This is a genomic window from Hymenobacter arcticus (genome assembly GCF_054779975.1).
The window spans coordinates 20,369-39,499 of sequence record NZ_BAAGXF010000027.1; the positions used below are offsets into that span (position 1 = coordinate 20,369).

Below are 19,131 nucleotides of genomic sequence, written 5' to 3' on the forward strand. Positions count from 1 at the left end.
CGGGCTCAGCGCGCGGTGGGCAGCAGCACGGTGAAGGTGGAACCCACCCCCGGCTGGCTCTGCACCGTGAGGGTACCGCCGGCGTTTTCAATCATTTTTTTGACCATGTAGAGGCCCACGCCCGAGCCCGCCACGTGGGTATGCAGGCGGCGAAACATGCGAAACAACTGACCCTGCTGCAATTCACTCAGCCCCAGGCCATTGTCCTGCACTTCGAGCACCGTGGAGCCCGCCGCATGGTGGCAGCGCAGCTGCACGTGGGGCGGGCGGGCGGGGTCGCGGTACTTCACGGCGTTGCTGAGCAGGTTGTATACGATGCTGCGCAGGTTTTTGGCCGAAAAATGCATGGTGCGGCAACCGTCGAGGTTTACCACCAGCGTGGCCCCGGCCGCCGTTAGCTCGGGCAGCATGTCGAGGCGCACGGCCTCCACCAGGGCGGGCAGGTCCACGGCTACGGCGGGCTGGTCCAGCTCCTGCTGCAGGCGCGAAATGTCGGTGAGGTGCTCCAGCGTTTGCTGAAAGCGGCTCACGGCTCCGGCCATCATGTCGAGCAGGCGCGGCACCAGGGCATCGGCCAGGGCGTTGGCGGGCAGGTGTTCGCGCAGGGCCAGCAGCAGGCCTTCAATGTTGGTGATGGGCGATTTCAGGTCGTGCGAGGCCGTGTACACGAACGTGTCGAGGTCGGTGTTGGTGCGCAGCAGGCGGGTGTTGCTCTCGTGCAGCTCCTCGTTGGTGGCCCGCATTTCTTCGTTGATGGCGGCCAGCTCCTCGTTCAGCTTTTGCACTTGCTGGCGGGCTTGCACCTGCTCGGTCACGTCGAAGCCGAAGATGGACACGCCCGCAATGCGGCCCTCCTCGCGGTAGGCCTGGTAGGTGAAGTCGAAATAATAGGTGCGCAGCGGCTGGTCGGCCCCCGCTGGCGGCACTACGGGCACCTCGCGCTGAAACTGCGCCGCGCCTGAGAGGTAGATAGCGTCGAGCCGCGCGAGCAGCGCCACGGCTTCGGGCTGCACCTCGGCCAGGGTGTGGCCCAGCAGCAGCTGGCCCGGAAACAGCGCCTGGTAGGCCGGGTTGAGGTACTCGATGCGGTGGCTAGGCTCGCGCAGCAGGCAAATAACGGCCGGGGCCTGGGCAAAAAGCTGCTGCACGTTTTCGCGCTCCTGGCCCTGGCGGCGCACGGCGGCCAGCACGGCGGCTTGCAGCGTATCGGCTTGCTTGCGCACGCGCACTTTGTCAGTCACGTCCAGGATAAAAGCCAGAATGCCAGTTGGTTGCTGCTTATCATCAAAGAGCGGCTGGTAGACAAAATCTACGTACCGCACCTCGGGCTGGCCCGTGCTGCTGTCGTGCAGCATAGCGGGCGTATCGGTGCCCCTGAAGGGCTGGCCGGTGGCGTACACCTGGTTCAGCAAGTCCACAAAGCCCTGCTCCTCCACCTCCGGAAACACCTCGGCCACGGTACGGCCCAGCGCGGTGCGGCCCGCCGAGAGGGCCTGGTAGGGAGCATTGAAAAACGCGTAGCGGTGCTCGGGGCCCGCGAGGGTGGCAATGGCGGCCGGCACCTGGCCCAGAATCTGACCCAGCAGGGCTTGCTGGGTGCGTAGCTGTTCGCGCTGGTGCTCAGCTTCTTGCAAGGCTTCCTGCAATTCCTGCGTGCGCTGGGCTACGCGGCCTTCCAGCTCGTTGTTGAGGCGCTGCAAGTCGTGCTGAGTATGGGTCAGCGCCGTGTTGGTGGTCAGGTACTCGTCGTTGGCCGCGTGCAGCTCCTCGTTGGTAGCAGCCAGCTCCTCATTGAGGGCCTGCACCTGCTCGCGAGCCTGCACCTGCTCGCTTACTTCGGTGGCCACCACCATGGCCCCCGTGATGCGGCCGTCGGCTTCGCGCACCGGCAGGTACACAAAGTTCCAGTACACGGTGTCGCGTCGGCCGTGGCGGTCGATGGTCGAGGGCATTTCCTTGGCCACGTAGGGCACGCCGGTAGCCATCACCTCATCGAGCAATTCTTCGTAGCCCTGCCCCGCTATCTCGGGCAACAGCTCTAGCAAAGGCGTGTGCAGAGCCTGGGCCTGGGTGCGGCCCCACAGGGAGCACACCAGCGGGTTGGCCAGCTCAATAATGTAGGTGGGGCCGCGGTACACGGCAATGGCCACCGGGGCCTGCTCAAAAATGCGCTGCAACTCGCCCCGCTGGGTTTCGGCGGCAGCCAGGGCGGCCCGCTCACGGGCCTGGCTGGCGCGCAGGGCTTCTTCCACGGCCGGGCGGGTCCGCTGGGCATCGTCGGTAAAGCTTACCAGCAAGCCCTCAGCTAGTTGCCGGGCCTCTACCTGGTAGTAGCCGTCGTAGCCATTGGCTTGGTACAGCATTTCGAAGTGGCGCACCTCACCGCCGGCCAGCCAGGCATCGCGGTGAAACGCAAACGCCCCATTTTCCAGGCTGCCCGGAAACTGCTGCACGTAGGTGGTACCTGCTGGCTGGGCCGGTAGCCGCAACAGGCGCTGGGCCGCGGGGTTGAGGTAAGCAAAGGCAAAATCGACCATTACCCCGGCCGCGTCGAACTGCGGCAGCAAGTACACCACGCCGTTGGGTAGCAAGTCGAGTAGGGCCGGGAGCAGTTGCGGCGTAGCGGGCAACCCCGCCGGGAGCAGCGCCAGGGAATCAGGCATGCGTAAAAAACGGGAAAAGTGAGAAGCCAACTATGAAAATACGACCAAGAGGTAGCACCTGCTAGCCCACCAGCCCCGGCGCTACCGCCTACCAAAAGCTCCGAACCCAACTCCTGAGCAGAAGTTAAATTCGGAGCTTATTGCCAACTATTTATTAATCAATTTTTTATACGAATAGCTGCCAGCGCTTACCACGAGCCGCTGTTGTCGTCACCGCCGTCGAAGCCCCCGCCGCCCGTGTCGTCCGACGACGTATCATCATACGAAGAATTGTCGGAGGAGAAGTAATCGCCCGAGGAGTCGCTGGCTGTATCGTTGCCCGAAAAGTAATCGGGGCTGTCGCTGCTGGCGCTTTCATTGCCGCCACGCGAGGAGAAGAAGTCGCCGGCCGCGCCCGTGCCGGCCGCACCCGCGGCACCCGCCGCGCCGGCTCCCAGGCTCGACGTATCGTTGTTGCCGCTGTTATTGCTGAGGTTCTGCGCCGAGTCGTTGTCGCCGTGCGACGACATGCGGTTGCCGATGTAGGCGCCCGCCGCCGCCGCCGCGCCAGTGGCCAAAATGCCGCCCATGCTGCCCATGCCGCTACCGCTGTTGTTATTACCTTGGTTGTAGCCCCCGCCAAAATTGCCCGGCCCTTGGTTGCCACCCTGGTTGGGGTAAAAATTGGGCTGATTAGGGTTCTGATTCGGGCGGTTGTTGCCGCCCTGGTTGGGGTAGAAATTGGGCGAGCCGCCGTTCTGCGCAGCAGCGCTCTTATTACGGAACATCTTAATTATAAACCACAAGACGCCGCCAATCACCAGCGCGCCAATGAGCAGCGTGCCCATACCTATACCCGACGAAGCCGGGGCCGACACCTCGCTCTGCTGCGTACTCACCGGGTCGCTGGCCACCGGCGCGGCTGAGTTGTCCGACAAGTTGGAAGTCGTGGTAGTGGGGGCAGTAGCCGCCACGCCGCTAGCCGCCGCGCCCGCCGTGGCCTTGCGTGGGTTCGAGTTGGGGTTGGCCGTTACCAGCAGCGTGTTGAGGCCGCTGCGCAGGCCGGCAAAGTAGTTGCCCTGCTTGAAAGCGGGCGTCATTTCGCCAATAATGCGGCTGGTAACGGCGGGCGTAATCACGTTGGCCAGGCCCGAGCCGGGCTGAATGGTCACCTTGTGCTCTTTGGCGCTTAGCAGCACCACCACGCCGTTGTTTTTGTCGCGCTGGCCCACGCCCCAGGCGGTGCCCAGCGCCCGGCCGTAGTCGGCCACGCTGCGGCTGCCCAGGCTGGGCACCGTTACTACTACCACCTGGGTACCGGTTTTTTCGGCGTAGCTGCGTAGGCCGCCGTCCAGCTTTTTGGCGTCGGTGGCGCTCAGCAGGTTGCCTTGGTCGGTAACGAAGGTGAAGGGGACGGGGCGGGCCGGTAGGTCGGCCGCCGTTTGGGCCGCGGCCGGCTGGCCCAGCCCAACCCCGGCAAACAGCAGAGCAATAACTACGAAGCGATACATGGCAAGGGGAAAAGGTGAAGGAACTCCCTTCTACGCAACCGCCGGCTCCGTGGCTGCCCGCAGCCCGGCAGGCGGCCTGGTGGGTATGACATTCGGGCATTATGAAGTTTACCGCACTTCCCTGCCCGGCGGGCCGTTGTAGGTTTGTAGCCAGTTCCGCTGCCAATCCCAACACTATAGCGGCTGCGTAGTTACCCTATCAAAATCCCTGGCTTGTGCATCGTGCAGAAGCTTACCGCAGGTGCTGCCCGGCACGGCGGCACCGTTGCAGTAATTTGCTTCACCAAGATTAAATTACTGATTATCAATTAATTATGCTTTTGCCCCGTTTTGCGCCCCCGCGCTCGTTTCACGCCGAACTCAAGCGCCGCACGGCCGAGTACTTCACTACCACGGGCAAGGCCCAAACCGGCAACTCGTCGCTGCTGGGTAAAGCTATCCTGCTGGTGGGCAGCCTGATAGCGCTCTACGTGCACTTGGTTTTCTTTACCCCGCCCACCGGCTGGGCCCTGGCCGAGTGCGTGCTCATGGGCACCGTGCTGGCACTCATTGGCTTCAACGTGATGCACGATGGCGCGCACGGCAGCTTCAGCCGCCACGCCTGGCTCAACAAAACGGCGGCCTTCACGCTCAACGTATTCGGCGGCAGCAGCTACATGTGGGATGCCAAGCACAACACCGTGCACCACATGTACACCAACATCGACGGCGTGGACGACGACCTCGACATCCGGCCCTGGATGCGCATGACGCCCGACCAGCCGCGCCACCGCGCCCACCGCTTTCAGCACCTGTACTTCGGCTTCTTCTACTGCCTGCTCTACATCTCCTGGATTCTGTTTACCGACTATCAGAAGTACTTCAGCCGCCGCATCGGCAGCGTGGCCCTCAAGCCCATGAGTACCAACGACCACCTCATTTTCTGGGGTTTTAAGGTCTTGAACTTAGGCCTTTACGTGGCCCTACCTATTTACATGGTGGGCTGGCTGGGCTGGCTGGTGGGCTTCTTGGTGGCCGGCGCGGTAGCGGGCTTCGTACTCAGCATCGTGTTCCAATTGGCGCACACCGTGGAGCAGGCGGCCTTCCCAGTACCCCACGAAACCACCCGCAAAATGGAAGACGAGTGGGCCATTCACCAGCTGCGCACTACCGCTAACTTTGCCACCGATAACCGCCTCATTAGCTGGCTGGTAGGCGGCCTCAACTTTCAGGTAGAGCACCACTTGTTTCCCAAAATCTCGCACGTGCACTACCCCAAGCTGAGCAAAATCATCCGCGAAACGTGCGAGGAGTTTGGCCTTCCCTACCAGGAATACCCCAAAATGCGCTACGCCGTGGCCTCCCACGTCGCCTTTTTGCGCCAGATGGGCCGGGCGTAAAACAGCAGTTTTGTTGAGTAGCGTGGACTTTGGGAGTCCGCGCGTAGGTCGTTCTACGCGCGGACTCCCAAAGTCCACGCTACTTATTTTTAATAGCGGCCAGCATGCGCCCCAAATCGGCGCGCCCGTACAGCTTGCCGCGCGACACCACGGCCGCAATCTTGCGCGTGTTGGTAATATCAGCCAGCGGGTTAGCCGTAAGCAACACTAAATCAGCTTCTTTACCTTCTGCAACACTGCCGCTACGGCTGGCCACGCCCATAAACGTAGCGCCGTTGAGCGTAGCGACCCGCAGGGCCTGCGCGGGCGTGAGGCCCGCCTGCACTAGCAGCCGCAGCTCGTCGTGCAGCGACGCGCCGGGGTAGGTAAACGAGTTGAACGGCCCGCTATCTGAGCCGGCCAAAATAGCCACGCCAGCCGCCTGCATCAGTGGCACCAGGGTGCCGAACTTCGCTTCCAGCTTTTGCGAAAAGGCCCGCGCGGCGGCCGACTGCTGCTTGGCTCCGGCCAGCCGCTTGGCGTAGGTACGCTGGATTTTGGGGTCGATGTACGCTCGCAGCGTATCGTGGGCATGGTCATTTTCGGCCAGCCCGGCCAGCGTGTGGCCAATGGCCAGGGTGGGCACGGCGGCCGTGTGGTGAGCGGCCATAAGCCGGAAAATGCGTTGGGCAGCGGCGGGGCTATACGTGTCGTACACGGCCGGCAGCAGCGCAAACAAGCCCATTGGCTTGCTGGTAGTCAGGCTATTGCGTACCAGCGCCGTGAGACTATCCTCCTTGCTTGAGCACGCCTTGAACACATAGTACAGGTGCTCTGTCGCATCGAGGCCCCGGTTTACAGCCTCGGCTAGCGTCACTGAGTAGGGCATGTGGCCGGTGGTTTTCAACCCCCGCTTTTCGGCCTGCGCAATGGTTTCGAGGTACGCTTCGCCCGATATCTTACTGTCGTAAATCTTCACGTAATCCACCCGCAGCTTTTGCAGCGAGTCGAGCGCGTGGCTTACTTGGGCGGGCGTGGTCACCTCCAGCGAGCCGGGCCAGATGGCGCCGGGCCCGTCTATTTTGGGGCCCGAGGTGAAGAGGCGCGGGCCGGCCAGCGTACCAGCCGCTTCCTCCTGCCGCCACTGGTAAATGAAGGGCGTGAGGTCGCCGCCGCAGTCGCGCACCGTGGTAATGCCGTGGGCCAGGTACAGCGCCAGGCTCTTTTTGTTGGCCGCCGCCAGGCTGTCGCCGCCCCGAAAATGCACGTGCATGTCCCAGAGGCCGGGCAGCAGGTAGCGGCCGGTGCCGTCCACGGTTTGGCGGGCGGCGTAGCGCGCCGTGGCGGGGCTCACGCGCACAATTTTGCCGCCGGCCACGGCCACCGTTTGGTTGGGCCGCAGCTGGCCAGCGGCTACGTCCACCACGTTTACGTGGCTGATAACCAAGTCATACGTAACGGCCGGCGGCACGGGGCGACTGGCTTCGCGGGCCAGTAGCGCGGTGGCGGGCAGGGCCAGCAGCAGCAAGGTTTTTTTCATAAGGCGGGCCCCGAAAGCAGGCGGGCCGCAAGGTAGCCGCCCCGCGCCAACGGCAACCTCTCCTGCGCCCGCGAAGTGCAGCCCCGGCTCACCTGCCCGACCCAACCGGCTTACCTTGAGGCCCTAACCAAGCCCCGGCCGCATGACTACTCCCGCCGCTCCCGCCACCCTGCGGCCCACGCTGGGCACCTGGCAGCTGTGGGCCATTGCCGTGGGCCTGGTCATTTCGGGCGAATATTTTGGCTGGAACTACGGCTGGGCGGCGGCCGGGCCAGTGGGCTTTTTGGTAGCCACGCTGCTCGTCACGGTGCTCTACATCACGTTCGTGCTCAGCTTCACGGAGTTGACTACAGCCATTCCGCAGGCGGGCGGGCCGTTCGCTTATGCCCACCGGGCGCTGGGGCCGCTGGGGGGCGTGGTGGCCGGCTACGCCACGCTGGTCGAGTTCTTGCTGGCCCCGCCGGCCATCGCGTTTGCGCTGGGTAGCTACGCCCATTTTTTGGCGCCCGCAGTGCCGGTGCGGGCCACCGCGCTGGGCTGCTACGTGGCCTTCACGCTCCTCAACCTACTGGGCATCAAGGAATCGGCCAATTTTGCCTTGGTGGTAACGGGGTTGGCTGTGGCCGAACTGCTGGTGTTTATGGGCCTCATGGCCCCGCACTTTCAACTTGCCAATTTCCTGGCGCACCCGGTGCCGGTGCGGGCGGCGGGCGTGCTGGCGGCGCTGCCGTTTGCCATCTGGTTTTACCTGGCCATTGAGGGCGTGGCACTGGTGGCCGAGGAAGTAAAAGAACCCCGGCGCACCATTCCGCGGGGCTACGGCTATGGGCTGGGCACGCTGCTGCTACTGGCCCTGGGCGTAATGGTGCTTACCGGCGGGGCCACCGACTGGCGCGTTCTCAGCCGCCTCGACTACCCGCTGCCCGAGGCCCTGCGCTTGGTACTGGGCCCGGCCAGCCCCTGGACCAAGCTGTTTGCCAGCATTGGGCTGTTTGGACTGGTGGCCTCGTTTCACGGCACCATTATCGGCTATTCGCGGCAGGTATTTGCGCTGGCGCGGGCTGGCTACCTGCCCGCCGCGCTGGCGCGCCTCAACGGCCGGGGCGCGCCGCACTGGGCGCTGGTGGCGGGCGGGGCCGTAGGCTGCCTGGCTATTGCCACCGGCACCACCGACCAGGTTATCATCCTCTCGGTGCTAGGCGCGGTGGTCATGTACAGCATCAGTATGCTAAGCCTGTTTAGGTTGCGCCGCCGCGAACCGGAGCTGGCGCGGCCGTTTCGGGTGCCTGGCTACCCGGCAGTGCCCCTGGTGGCGCTAGCACTTTCATTGCTAAGTCTCTGCACCATAGTATATTACAGCCCCTGGCTAAGCGTAGCTTTTTTGACGGGGCTAGGGCTAGCGCTGGTTACTTATTGGCTGCTGAGCCGTTCGGGTCGGGTCGTTTAGTGCGTATTGTCGCCCTCCGCGTGTTACCTCACCCCCGGCCCCTCCGGGAGAGGGAGCCTGATGAGTTACGGCCTCGGCGCCGTGGCTCCCCTCTCCCGGAGGGGCCGGGGGTGGGGTAACACGCGGAGGGCGACAATACGCACCAGCTTCACTCCTCCAACAGTCCCGATTCATCCTTCAGCAGCACGCCAGAGAGCTGCCGCCGCAGCGCCTCGGTCAGTAGAAAAAACAGCTTGGCAGCCGCGGCGTCGTAGCCCAGTCCCTCGGGCCGGATGTTGGACACGCAGTTGCGGGCTTCATCGGTGAGGCCGGGCCGGGGGCCGTGGGTGAAGTAGGCACCCAAGCTGTCGGGCGCGCTCAGTCCCGGCCGCTCACCAATGAGCACCAGCACCAGCTGCGCTTGCAGCAAGTGCCCCACTTCATCGCCGAGGGCCACCCGCGCCTGCTCGGCCAGCACCAGCGGTCCCAGCCGGAAGCCCGCCTGCTGCAGCTGAGGCACCAGCCGGCGCAGCAGCGGCAGCGCGTGGCAATTGCTAGCGTTAGCCGACAGGCCATCGGCCAGCACCACCACCATGTCGCAGGCCCCGGCCGCCTGCCCAGCTAGCTGCACCCGCGACTCCTCGGCCAGCCGCCGGCCCCAGTCGGGGCGCTGCAAATACTCCTGACGCGTGGGGGCCTGGCTGCGCACCTGCGCCACGGGTAGCTTCAACTCGGCTAACTCCTTTATTAATACCTTATTATCTAATACCGAGTACACGGCGTCGCGGGCGTGGGCGTGGGCCAGCTTAAAGGCGAGCGCCTCGCGCAGAGGCACGCTGGTGCCAGTGCGGCCCAGCGCAATGCGGGCGGCCGTGAAGGCGCGCAGGCCGGCCCAGGGGTCGGGCTCCGGGGTGAGGGCGGGGGTGGCTGGCTCGAACATGGTGGAGGAGGATGCCCGCGGTGGGGCAAAGTCAAAAATACCCGGCCAGGGGGTTATTCACTCAAGACGAGGTCATTGGTAAAGTTAACCTGACTTTCATGCAACACTGAGGTAACAGGAAACTCGGAATTTTGCACTTTGAAAATTCAAACCTGACTTATTCTCTGGTCAATTCCTTTGGCTGCCTGGCCAGCATCTTCCTCTTCAAGCACTATTTTCTGACAACCTGTATGAAGCAACGCGTATTTTTTCTTTTAGGGCTGTTGTTGCTCGCTCTTAGCAGCTACGCCCAAGTAACTACCAGCAGCCTAACCGGCATTATTAAAGACGCGAAGGGCGAGCCCTCGATTGGGGCCACGGTGCAGGCCACGCACACGCCCAGCGGCACGCGCTACGGCGTGGCCGCCAACGGCGAAGGCCGCTTCACCATCCAGAACATGCGCATTGGTGGTCCCTACAAGGTGGAAATCAGCTTCGTAGGCTCCCGCACCGAAACGCGCAACGGCATCAGCCTGGAGCTGGGCCAGCCCTATGTGCTCAATGTGACGCTGGCCACCGAGGGCACCCAGTTGCAGGAAGTAACCGTGACGGGTACCAACCCGCGCTCTATTCTGAACTCCGACAAAACGGGCTCCATCACAGTCATTGACCGCACCGCGCTCCAGCGCCTACCTTCTATCAACCGCAGCCTCAACGACTTCACGCGCCTCACGCCGCAGTCTAGCGGCAACGCCATTGGTGGGGCAAGCAACCGCTCAAACTACTTCAGCGTGGATGGCTCGGACTTCAACAACAACTTTGGCATTGGGGGCAACCTGCCGGCGGGCGGCGCGCCCATCTCGCTGGATGCCATTGAGGAAATCTCAGTGAACATCACGCCTTACGACGTGCGGCAGTCGGGCTTCACGGGCGCGGCCATCAACGCCGTGACCCGCGCGGGCACCAATGACTTCTCGGGCTCGGCCTACGGCTACTTCCGCAACCAGAGCTACCAGGGTAGCCGGGTAGGCGACCAGAATGTGGTGGTTCAGGACCGGCGCTTCTACCAATACGGAGCCCGTTTTGGCGGCCCTATCATCAAGAATAAGCTGTTCTTCTTCGCCAACTACGAAACTGAGGAAGACCGTACGCCCGGCCAGCAGCGCACCGCCGCTACGGATGCGGCTCCCATCGGCAGCAGCACTAACGTAGCACGTCCCACGGCTTCCGACTTGGATAAGTACGCGGCCTTTCTGCGCGATAAGTACGGCTACGACCCCGGCCCCTACCAGGGTTACAGCTTTGTGGCCCCACGCACCAAAATCCTGGGTCGCCTCGATTGGAACATCGCCCAGAACCATCACTTCAATGTGCGCTACAGCCAGGTAGAAAGTAAGTCGCCGAACTTCCCGAGCACCTCGCGCAGCCCGTTCAACGGGGCTTACCCCGGCGGCAACACCAATCGCCAGTCCAACCAGGCGCTGTTTTATCAGAATGCCAACTACTTCCAAGAGGCCAACTTCTACTCGCTGGCCGCTGAGCTGAACTCTACCTTCGGCAAGAAGGGCAGCACCACGAACACGCTGCGCGGTACCTACACCCGCCAGAACGACCCACGCAGCTCGCCTAGCAATACGGTATTTCCGTTCGTCGACATCCTGAAAGACGGCGTACCCTACACGTCGTTTGGCACCGAGCTGTTCACCTACGGCAACCTGCGCGACGTGAAAATCTACTCCGTTAAGGACGATTTTACCTGGGTACTGGGCCGCAACAACTTCACGGCCGGCTACCAGGGCGACTTCAGCGAAACCAAGAACGGCTTCCAGCGCTTCGGCACGGGCTACTACACGTTTGCCTCCTGGGACGATTTTGCGACGGGCAAAAACCCCATTGACTTTGGCCTAACCTATTCGCTCACCCCTGGCTACGAGCAGGCTTTCCCAACCTTCAAGTACCAGCAGCACTCGATTTACTTGCAGGATGAAGTGGCCGTGTCTGACCGCCTGCGCGTGACGGGGGGCCTGCGCGTTGACCTCACGCACTACGCTAATACCCTGCGCTCGTTCCAGAAAGTGGCGGACTTGAGCTTCGCTAATAGCGAGAAAATCGACGTGGCCGCCCTGCCGGGCAACCAGGTACTGTACTCGCCGCGCCTGGGCTTCAACCTCGACGTGCTCGGCGACCGCACCTTGCAGCTGCGCGGTGGCTCGGGCATCTTCACGGGCCGCGTGCCCTACGTCTGGATTGTGAGCCAGGCCGGCGATGCGGGTACCCTGCAAATCACGCAGACGTATGGCGTATCGGGTGCCGCCAGTCCCACCATACCGGGCCCTTTTAACCCCGACCCTACCGCCTACCGCCCCGCTACGTCTCCGCAGCCTGGCACCGTTATTCCGAGCACGACCTCGTCGCTGGCGCAAGACTTCCGCTTTCCGCAGACCTGGAAAAGCAGCTTAGCCTTAGATGCAAAACTTCCCTTCGGCATCGTAGGTAGCGTGGAAGCCATCGTGAACCGCGATATAAACTCGGCCATCTTCCGCAATGCCAACCTGGTGAATCCGCAGGCGCTCACGGCAAGCAACTACCCCGATAACCGGTTGATTTACCCTAACGCCGCTACTGATAAATATGTTAATCCGCTGCGCAACGGCTTACCAGTGCCCACCGGCACAGTGAGCGGAACTGGTGTTAATGCGGTGGGTGCCTACAGCGCCATCGTGCTCGACAATGCCTCGAAAGGCTATTACTTCTCACTGACTGGCCGGCTCGATAAGCAATTTAATAACAACCTGTTTGGCTCGGTAGCTTACACCTACACCGACTCGAAGAACCTCTACGACGGTGGTGGCGACCAGCCGCTGTCGGCCTGGCAGGGTACGCCTTCTGTCAACGGCTCCAACAACGTAGGGCTGGCCTACAACGGCAACACGCTGCCTCACCGCGTAATTGGTTCGCTCTCTTACCGCCAGGAATACCTGGGCCACCTAGGCACTACCATCTCGCTCTTCTACGAGGGTGCCACCCAGGGCCGCTATTCCTATCTGTACTCCACCGACTTCAACCGCGACGGGGCTACGGCTGACTTGATTTACATCCCAAAAGATGCGTCGGAAATTACGTTTGCGGACATCACCACGGGTACTGGGGCCAACCTGGTTACCAACTTCACGGCCAAGCAACAGAGCGATGCTTTCTTTGCCTTCGTGGACCAGGACGCCTACCTGAGCAAGCACAAGGGCCAGTACGCCGAGCGCAACGGCGCGCAGTATCCCTGGCGTAACCAAGTGGACGTGAAGATTTTGCAGGATATTTTCACCAACCTTGGCGGCAAGCGCAACTCGCTGCAAGTGAGTCTGGATATTTTTAACCTGGGTAACTTGCTGAATAACAATTGGGGCCGCGTACAACAGACGACGTTTAACAGCTCAGCTATCTTGGAGCCACAGAACGGTACCAGCCTGACCTCGGCCACCACTGGCCCCCGGCCCACTTTTCGCCTCAGCCGCGACGCTGTGACCGGCCAGTTGCTGACCAGCACGTTCCGCAACGCAGTAAGCTTTTCCTCTACTTATTCTATGCAGCTCGGCCTGCGCTACAACTTTAATTAACTAGCCGAAAGTTTCAAAAAGCCTGCTTGCCGTGCGCGGCGGCAGGCTTTTTGATTTTTTGGCCACCACCTTTTCGCCCTTCTCATGTTCAAAAAATGCCTCGCTGCCGCCTTGTTTTTATGCCTGCCGTCTAGCCTGTTTGCCTGGGGCGTGGTGGGCCACCGCGCCATTGCCCGCATCGCCGAAAACCACCTCTCCGACAAAGCCCGCCGCGAAGTGGCGGCCCTGCTGGGCTCCGAAACCCTGCCGCTGGTGAGCACCTACCCCGACGAAATCCGCTCCGACCCCACCTACAAATACACGGCCCCCTGGCACTACCTCGACACCACGCCCCGCTTGCCCTACGCGCAGTACGTAGCCACCATCGACACCATCAAGCAGCCCAACGCCTACCTGGCCCTCCAGCAAATGATAGCGCAGCTGAAGGACCGCAGTAAGTCGCCGGCCGACCGGGTATTTGCCCTAAAATTTATCGTGCACCTGGTGGGCGACGTGCACCAGCCCATGCACGCGGGCCACAGCGAGGATTCGGGCGGCAACAAAATCGCCGTCAAGTTTCAGGGGCGCGACCAGAACCTGCACAGCCTCTGGGACAGCGGCCTGCTCGACTACGAGGGCCTCACCTATTCTGAACTGGCCCAGGCCAACGACCACGCTACCAAAACCCAGGTGCAGCAGTGGCAGCAAGCCCCCATGGCCACCTGGCTCTTCGAGTCGTACCAGCTATGCGAGCCGCTCTACGCCGAGGCGGCCCAAAATCCTGCCTTCGACTACCGCTACTACCCCGCCCACGCGGTGATGCTGAACCAGCGCCTACTGCAAGCCGGCATCCGCCTGGCGGGCGTGCTAAACCAGATTTTTGCCTAAGCCGACTACCGCAGCGCGGCCGGCAGCTGGCCCAGCAGCCGCGCCGCCGTGGCGGGTAGCTGCCGCACGCACGCATCAAAAATACCCTGCTGCGCCAGCCAAGATGCAAATTCGGGGGCCGGGCGCAGCCCCAGCACTTGGCGCAGATACAGCGCGTCGTGAAACGAGGTGGACTGGTAGCCAAGCATAATATCATCGGCCCCCGGCACACCCATTATGAAGTTGCAGCCCGCCACGCCCAGCAGCGTCAGCAGGGTATCCATATCGTCTTGGTCGGCCTCGGCGTGGTTGGTGTAGCACACGTCCACGCCCATGGGCAAGCCCAGCAGTTTAGCGCAAAAGTGGTCCTCTAGCGCCGCCCGAATAATTTGCTTGCCATCATACAGGTACTCGGGGCCAATAAAGCCAACCACTGAGTTGACGAGTAGCGGCCGGTAGGGCCGGGCCACGGCGTAGGCCCGCGCTTCGCAAGTTTGCTGGTCGAGGCCGTGGTGGGCATTGGCCGATAGCGCGCTGCCCTGTCCGGTTTCAAAGTACATCACGTTGTCACCCAGCGTGCCGCGCCCCAAGGCCAGCGTGGCTTCCCAAGCCTCTTGCAGCAGACTAAGGCTGATGCCAAAGCTCTTATTCGCCGCCTCAGTACCAGCAATAGACTGAAACGCCAAATCAACCGGTGCACCCTGCCCAATCAGGTCGAGCGTAGTGGTAACGTGGCACAATACGCACGTCTGGGTTGGGATTTCATACTGAGCCCGCACCCCGTCCAGCATTCGCAGTAAGTCACTCACGGCCCGTACGTTATCCGTAGCCGGGTTGATACCCAGCACGGCGTCGCCACTACCGTAAAGCAAGCCATCCACGAGGCTGGCCGCAATGCCGCGCAGGTCATCCGTAGGATGATTCGGCTGGAGGCGGGTAGCCAAGTGCCCACGCAACCCGAGCGTGTTGCGGAAGCGCGTAACCACCTCCACGCGCCGAGCCACGGCAATCAGCTCCTGGTTGCGCAGCAACTTACTCACGGCCGCCACCATCTCGGGCGTGAGGCCCGGGGCCAGCGCCGCCAGCGTCGGCCCATCCGCCGCATCCGATATCAGCCAGTCGCGCAGTTCGCCCACCGTAAAATGCGCCAGGGGTGCAAACGCCTCCGCATCATGCGTGTCGATAATCAGCCGCGTTACTTCGTCCTGCTCGTAAGGTACCAGCGCCTCGTGCAGGAAAGTACGTAGCGGCACATCGGCCAGCGCGTACTGGGCGGCCACGCGCTCCTCATAAGTGGCAGCGGCCACGCCAGCCAGCACATCGCCCGTCCGCAGCGGCGAGGCCCGCGCCAACAGCGTCTTCAAATCTGCAAATTGATAGGTGCGGAGCCCAATGGTGTGGCGATAAGACATACTAACAATAAAAGTCTGGGTTATCAGCAAGATATCAGCCGAAAGCGTTTAGGTAACTTACTCATTTAAAAGCACCTATATAACCTCTGCCTCATCCATTCGTACTCAACACACCACCAATTATTCCTTTTCTTCTTTTATGGCTACCCCACCTATTCCCACCTCCTACGTGCGCTTCGCCGATGGCGTCGAACAAATTCAACCTAACGAAGACCAGCTAGGCAACGAAACGGTAGCCTCCATGGCACGAATGGCGCGAATGATGTTTGAAAAAACCCGCCACGCCATCCGCGATGCCCATGCCAAAAGCCACGGCATCTTGCGCGGCGAGTTGCACGTGTACCCCAACTTGCCTGAGCACCTGGCCCAAGGTATGTTCAAAGAGGCCAAAACGTATCCGGTTATCATCCGGCTGTCTACCTCGCCTGGTGCTATTCAGCCCGATAGCCAGCCCGCCGTAAAAGGCTTGGGCCTAAAAATAATTGGGGTACCTGGCAAAAAATTCCTGGCCGAAGAAGCCGATGCCGTCACCCAAGATTTCCTGATGGTAAACGATACCATCATCCCAACCGGCGATGTCAAAGCCTACCACGACATGCAGCTGCGGCTCGAAAAAATAGCAAAAGGTCCCGAAGTACTGCAAACCGTCATAAATGAGGCCGCCGTGCTAACCGACAAAGTCCTCGAAGCTGTTGGCAGCAAAAAGGAAGTCAAAGTGGTAGTGCAAGCGCACCCCAACAACCACATCCTAGGCGAAACATATACCACGCTGGGTGCCATCCGCTACGGCGACTACGTAGCGAAAATAGGCTTGGCTCCCCTATCAGAAAACGTAAAAGTTCTGGCTGGCAAGGAGGTAGAATTAAAAGAGCCAGGCGCTTACCGCGATATGGTAGTTGATTTCTTTCGCACGCAGGGCGCTGAATACGAGGTACGCGCCCAACTTTGCACCGACCTCCAGACCATGCCCGTCGAAGACGCGTCTATCGACTGGCCCCAGGACCAAAGTCCTTACCAGACAATAGGCAAAATTGTCATTCCAGCACAAAACGCCTTCAGCCCCGCCCGCCGCGTCTTCGCCGATGATGTGCTCTCGTTTAACCCCTTCCATTGCCTACCCGAACTCCTGCCACTAGGTAGCATCAACCGGGTGCGCATCAAAGCCTACGCCTCCTCCACTACTTACCGCCACGCTACCAACGCCCAGCCCAAAGTAGAGCCCACCGACATCAACCAATTGCCCGACTAACCACGTATAAGACGCATTATTCCTTTTCCCCTGCCCCTATCATGGCCGCTTCCGTAAAAACCCCCAGCCACACAGACCCCGAAACCAAGAAAAAAGAAAAAGATAACGAGGAAGTTATCAAGGACAAGCCTTCGGGCAAAGCCGTTAAAACTCAGAAGAAATAAGCATTTGCCTCAACAAGCCAAAAGCCCCGACCAATTACTTGGCTTGTCGTTACCCACATCTTGGTAAAAAGCGCCGGCCGGTAGGCCGGCGCTTTTTTTAGTCCTCGTCCAGGCTCAGGTAGGGGGCCAGGCGGACGCCCTCGACCAGTTGACGCAGGCTCATCAGACCCAGCCAGAGCGTTTGCCAGCCCGGCGGCCCGTCACCCGTGCGGCCCAGGTGCCCGCCCAGTCCGGCCAGGGCGTAAAACACGTCCCGCGCCGTAACCAGGGGGTGCTTACGCTGGCTGCGCAGCACGCGCAAATAGCTGGCGGAGAGTCCCGCGGCCTCGGCCGGCGCGTCGGGCTGCTGCCGACTGCGCTCGCGCAGCTCGACCAGGGCCAGGGCCACCACGCTCAGCAGGGCCAGGGCGGCGAACAGGCGCGCCGCCGTCTGCAACTGCAGGCGCTCGGCCCCGAGCCCCGTTTTCAGGGCCTTGTGGAAGTCCTCGATGAGCCAGCGGCTGGCGTACTGCCGCACCAGGGCCTGCGCCTGCGCCAGCTCCGTGAGCGGCAAATCGGTGAGCAGCAGCCACTCCAGGCCCGGCTCGCCATCGGCGGTGGCCTCCCAGACCCGGACTACCGTGCCCACCACCGGCGCGCCTTTGCCCGTGGCCCCGCCCGGCCGCTGCGGGGCCCGCAAGGCCAGCGGTGGGCTCCAACTTAGCTGCAAGACTACCTCCCGCGCCGGCTGGCGGGGCCGCCCGCGCAGGGCCAGCTTCAGCGTGCCCTGGCTGGGCTGGGCGCGGGCCAGCTCGAAGAGGCGCCCCGCCGGGGCTTTGGCCGGTCCCGCCACTAGGGCCCGGTCCTGGGCCGCGCGCACCACGAAGCCCAGCCCCTGGGTCTGACACTGGTGCAGATGCTCGTAGATGTCGGCCCCACGGTCAGCCACCACCACCCAGCGCGCCCCCGGCGGGGGCTGCCTACGGCCTACAGGCTCTGCGTCCACAGGGTTGACTCGCGTACCCGGCCCTGGCGGGGACGCGAGCCGCCGTGGGGGGGCGCTTTCTCAGCCACGGGCACGGGTTGGCGTACGTGAAACTGCTGGTCGGCCAGGCCCAAGAGCGTCAGCGGCGGGCGTTTCGCGGCCGGCGCTGGGTCGTTGGCGGGCCAGGCAGCGGCCACCAGCGAGTGCAGCAGCACGCCCTGGCTGCGGGGCTTGCCCGGTCCGACTGGCCCCAGGCCGGCCCGGCGCTCGGCGGCCTCGGGCCAGCTCAACTCCGTGGTATCCTCGACCAGCAGGTAGGTGCCGGGGGCCTGCACCTGCTGACCAACTAGCTGACGGTGCGGCGCTTGAAAAGCATCGGGCGTGGCCTGGGGCCGGTCCAGCAGGCGGTAGGCAGCTTTGCTGGCGCCGGGCTGGCCCTGGCTCAGACGCGGGATACTCGCCCCCGGCTGGCGGGCCCAACCCGCGGCGAGCTGCTCCAGCCGGCGCGTACGGCGTGTGTCGCCCAGGGCCACGGCCCCGAAATGGTGCTGCGCCCAGCGCAGCGGGTCGCAGAAGTGGGTGGCTATCGACATGGCCGAAAAGTACCGCCAGGCACTAAAAAAAGCGCCAGCCTACCGGCCGGCGCTTTTTACCAAAATGTGGGTAAGGACAAGCCAATTACTTGGCCGGGCCTTTTGGCTTGTTGAAGCATGGTATAATCTAAGCTACATCCTGCAACCGAGGGTCAGCGGCCGGCTCCACCGCGCACTCGAATCGCACGTATCCATCAGGGCCAGGGCCCACTAGCACAAAGCCATTATGAAGCAATGCCTGCTGTGAGGCGGGATTGTTAGCACGGGCGTGGGCCACTAGCCGCTGTACCATACCCGTAGCGGCAGCTTGCTGCACTAATCCGCTCACCAATTCGGTACCCAAGCCCTGGCCCTGCCAATCTACAGCAATAGAGTAATTTATTTCAACTGTACCCTCCCTAGTAGGCGGGCCCATAAAGCCTCCCGCACCTACCAGCGTTCGAGGAATGTCCCCTTCAGCCTTTCGTAGCGCGTACCAACTGTACCAACCGGCAGCATCGCGCCCTCCAGCAGTGAGTTGGTCTAAAAAATATTCCATCGCACTACGGTCATAATCACTTGGCGGCCAATTCTTTGGTACCAAAGCCCCCAACAGAACAGAAAAATACTGTGGCTTATGCAGTTCAGCAGTGAGTAAGGCACGACTAGCAGCCAGAATTGTAAGGCGAGGAGTTTGGGTAATTAGCGGAATCATGGTCTGTATATACGGTTCACGCCAACTAATGGCAAACCACTAACTAAACTTTGCATATCAATCCTGTAAAGAGACCCTTTCCCCTAGTTTTTTTAAAATACAAGAGCCCTCCTGCTAATCGCTGATGAAAGCGAAACAGGAGGGCTCACGTGTAAAGTTGGCGGCGACCGACTCTCCCACCGGTGAAGGCAGTACCATAGGC

The 19,131-nt window shown here is 62.0% G+C and carries 14 protein-coding genes; 6 read left to right on the forward strand and 8 right to left on the reverse strand.

Going from position 1 to position 19,131, the window contains the following annotated elements; genetic code table 11:
- Window positions 1–5 precede the first annotated feature (5 nt).
- Window positions 6–2,663 (reverse strand): PAS domain-containing protein, encoded by a 2,658-nt coding sequence (locus tag ACYVGC_RS24040; protein ID WP_460586390.1) that lies wholly within the window; start codon window positions 2,661–2,663, stop codon window positions 6–8.
- Between the two features lie 188 nt (window positions 2,664–2,851).
- Window positions 2,852–4,153: a TPM domain-containing protein gene (locus ACYVGC_RS24045; protein ID WP_460586391.1), complete on the reverse strand. Its 1,302-nt coding sequence runs from the start codon at window positions 4,151–4,153 to the stop codon at window positions 2,852–2,854.
- 314 nt (window positions 4,154–4,467) lie between these two features.
- On the opposite strand from ACYVGC_RS24045, the gene ACYVGC_RS24050 reads away from it, so the two are divergent.
- Window positions 4,468–5,532 (forward strand): fatty acid desaturase family protein, encoded by a 1,065-nt coding sequence (locus tag ACYVGC_RS24050; RefSeq protein WP_460586392.1) that lies wholly within the window; start codon window positions 4,468–4,470, stop codon window positions 5,530–5,532.
- A gap of 79 nt (window positions 5,533–5,611) precedes the next feature.
- Here the strand turns inward: ACYVGC_RS24050 and ACYVGC_RS24055 are convergent, their stop codons facing one another.
- Window positions 5,612–7,051, reverse strand: a complete 1,440-nt coding sequence (locus tag ACYVGC_RS24055) for an amidohydrolase family protein (protein ID WP_460586393.1) — start codon at window positions 7,049–7,051, stop codon at window positions 5,612–5,614.
- A 142-nt stretch (window positions 7,052–7,193) separates the two neighbouring features.
- Here ACYVGC_RS24055 and eat point away from each other — a divergent pair, with 142 nt between their 5' ends.
- Window positions 7,194–8,498: a permease gene (gene eat, locus ACYVGC_RS24060; protein WP_460586394.1), complete on the forward strand. Its 1,305-nt coding sequence runs from the start codon at window positions 7,194–7,196 to the stop codon at window positions 8,496–8,498.
- A 148-nt stretch (window positions 8,499–8,646) separates the two neighbouring features.
- Here the strand turns inward: eat and eutC are convergent, their stop codons facing one another.
- Window positions 8,647–9,417, reverse strand: a complete 771-nt coding sequence (eutC, locus tag ACYVGC_RS24065) for an ethanolamine ammonia-lyase subunit EutC (protein WP_460586396.1) — start codon at window positions 9,415–9,417, stop codon at window positions 8,647–8,649.
- A 263-nt stretch (window positions 9,418–9,680) separates the two neighbouring features.
- Between eutC and ACYVGC_RS24070 the strand changes: the two genes are divergently transcribed.
- Window positions 9,681–13,007 (forward strand): TonB-dependent receptor, encoded by a 3,327-nt coding sequence (locus ACYVGC_RS24070; RefSeq protein ID WP_460586397.1) that lies wholly within the window; start codon window positions 9,681–9,683, stop codon window positions 13,005–13,007.
- Between the two features lie 84 nt (window positions 13,008–13,091).
- Complete coding sequence (locus ACYVGC_RS24075; RefSeq protein WP_460586398.1) at window positions 13,092–13,874, forward strand: S1/P1 nuclease; 783 nt, start codon at window positions 13,092–13,094, stop codon at window positions 13,872–13,874.
- A 5-nt stretch (window positions 13,875–13,879) separates the two neighbouring features.
- On the opposite strand, the gene ACYVGC_RS24080 is transcribed toward ACYVGC_RS24075, so the two are convergent.
- Window positions 13,880–15,265 carry an ethanolamine ammonia-lyase subunit EutB gene (locus ACYVGC_RS24080; protein ID WP_460586399.1) on the reverse strand — a complete coding sequence of 462 codons (1,386 nt, stop codon included), beginning with the start codon at window positions 15,263–15,265 and terminating at the stop codon, window positions 13,880–13,882.
- 139 nt (window positions 15,266–15,404) lie between these two features.
- Here ACYVGC_RS24080 and ACYVGC_RS24085 point away from each other — a divergent pair, with 139 nt between their 5' ends.
- Window positions 15,405–16,514 carry a catalase family protein gene (locus ACYVGC_RS24085; RefSeq protein WP_460586400.1) on the forward strand — a complete coding sequence of 370 codons (1,110 nt, stop codon included), beginning with the start codon at window positions 15,405–15,407 and terminating at the stop codon, window positions 16,512–16,514.
- Between the two features lie 41 nt (window positions 16,515–16,555).
- On the forward strand, window positions 16,556–16,678 hold the full coding sequence (locus ACYVGC_RS24090; RefSeq protein WP_460586401.1) for a hypothetical protein: 123 nt from the start codon (window positions 16,556–16,558) through the stop codon (window positions 16,676–16,678).
- Window positions 16,679–16,775: 97 nt separating this feature from the next.
- Here the strand turns inward: ACYVGC_RS24090 and ACYVGC_RS24095 are convergent, their stop codons facing one another.
- The 3 genes from ACYVGC_RS24095 to ACYVGC_RS24105 all read right to left on the reverse strand — a co-directional run bounded on the left by ACYVGC_RS24095 (window position 16,776) and on the right by ACYVGC_RS24105 (window position 18,929).
- Window positions 16,776–17,663 (reverse strand): IS4 family transposase, encoded by an 888-nt coding sequence (locus ACYVGC_RS24095; RefSeq protein WP_460586402.1) that lies wholly within the window; start codon window positions 17,661–17,663, stop codon window positions 16,776–16,778.
- Entirely contained in the window at window positions 17,645–18,235 is a 591-nt protein-coding gene (locus ACYVGC_RS24100; protein WP_460586403.1) for an IS4/Tn5 family transposase DNA-binding protein, read from the reverse strand. Before ACYVGC_RS24100 ends, ACYVGC_RS24095 begins: the two co-directional genes overlap by 19 nt.
- A gap of 127 nt (window positions 18,236–18,362) precedes the next feature.
- Window positions 18,363–18,929 (reverse strand): GNAT family N-acetyltransferase, encoded by a 567-nt coding sequence (locus ACYVGC_RS24105; protein WP_460586404.1) that lies wholly within the window; start codon window positions 18,927–18,929, stop codon window positions 18,363–18,365.
- Between the last annotated feature and the right edge of the window lie 202 nt (window positions 18,930–19,131).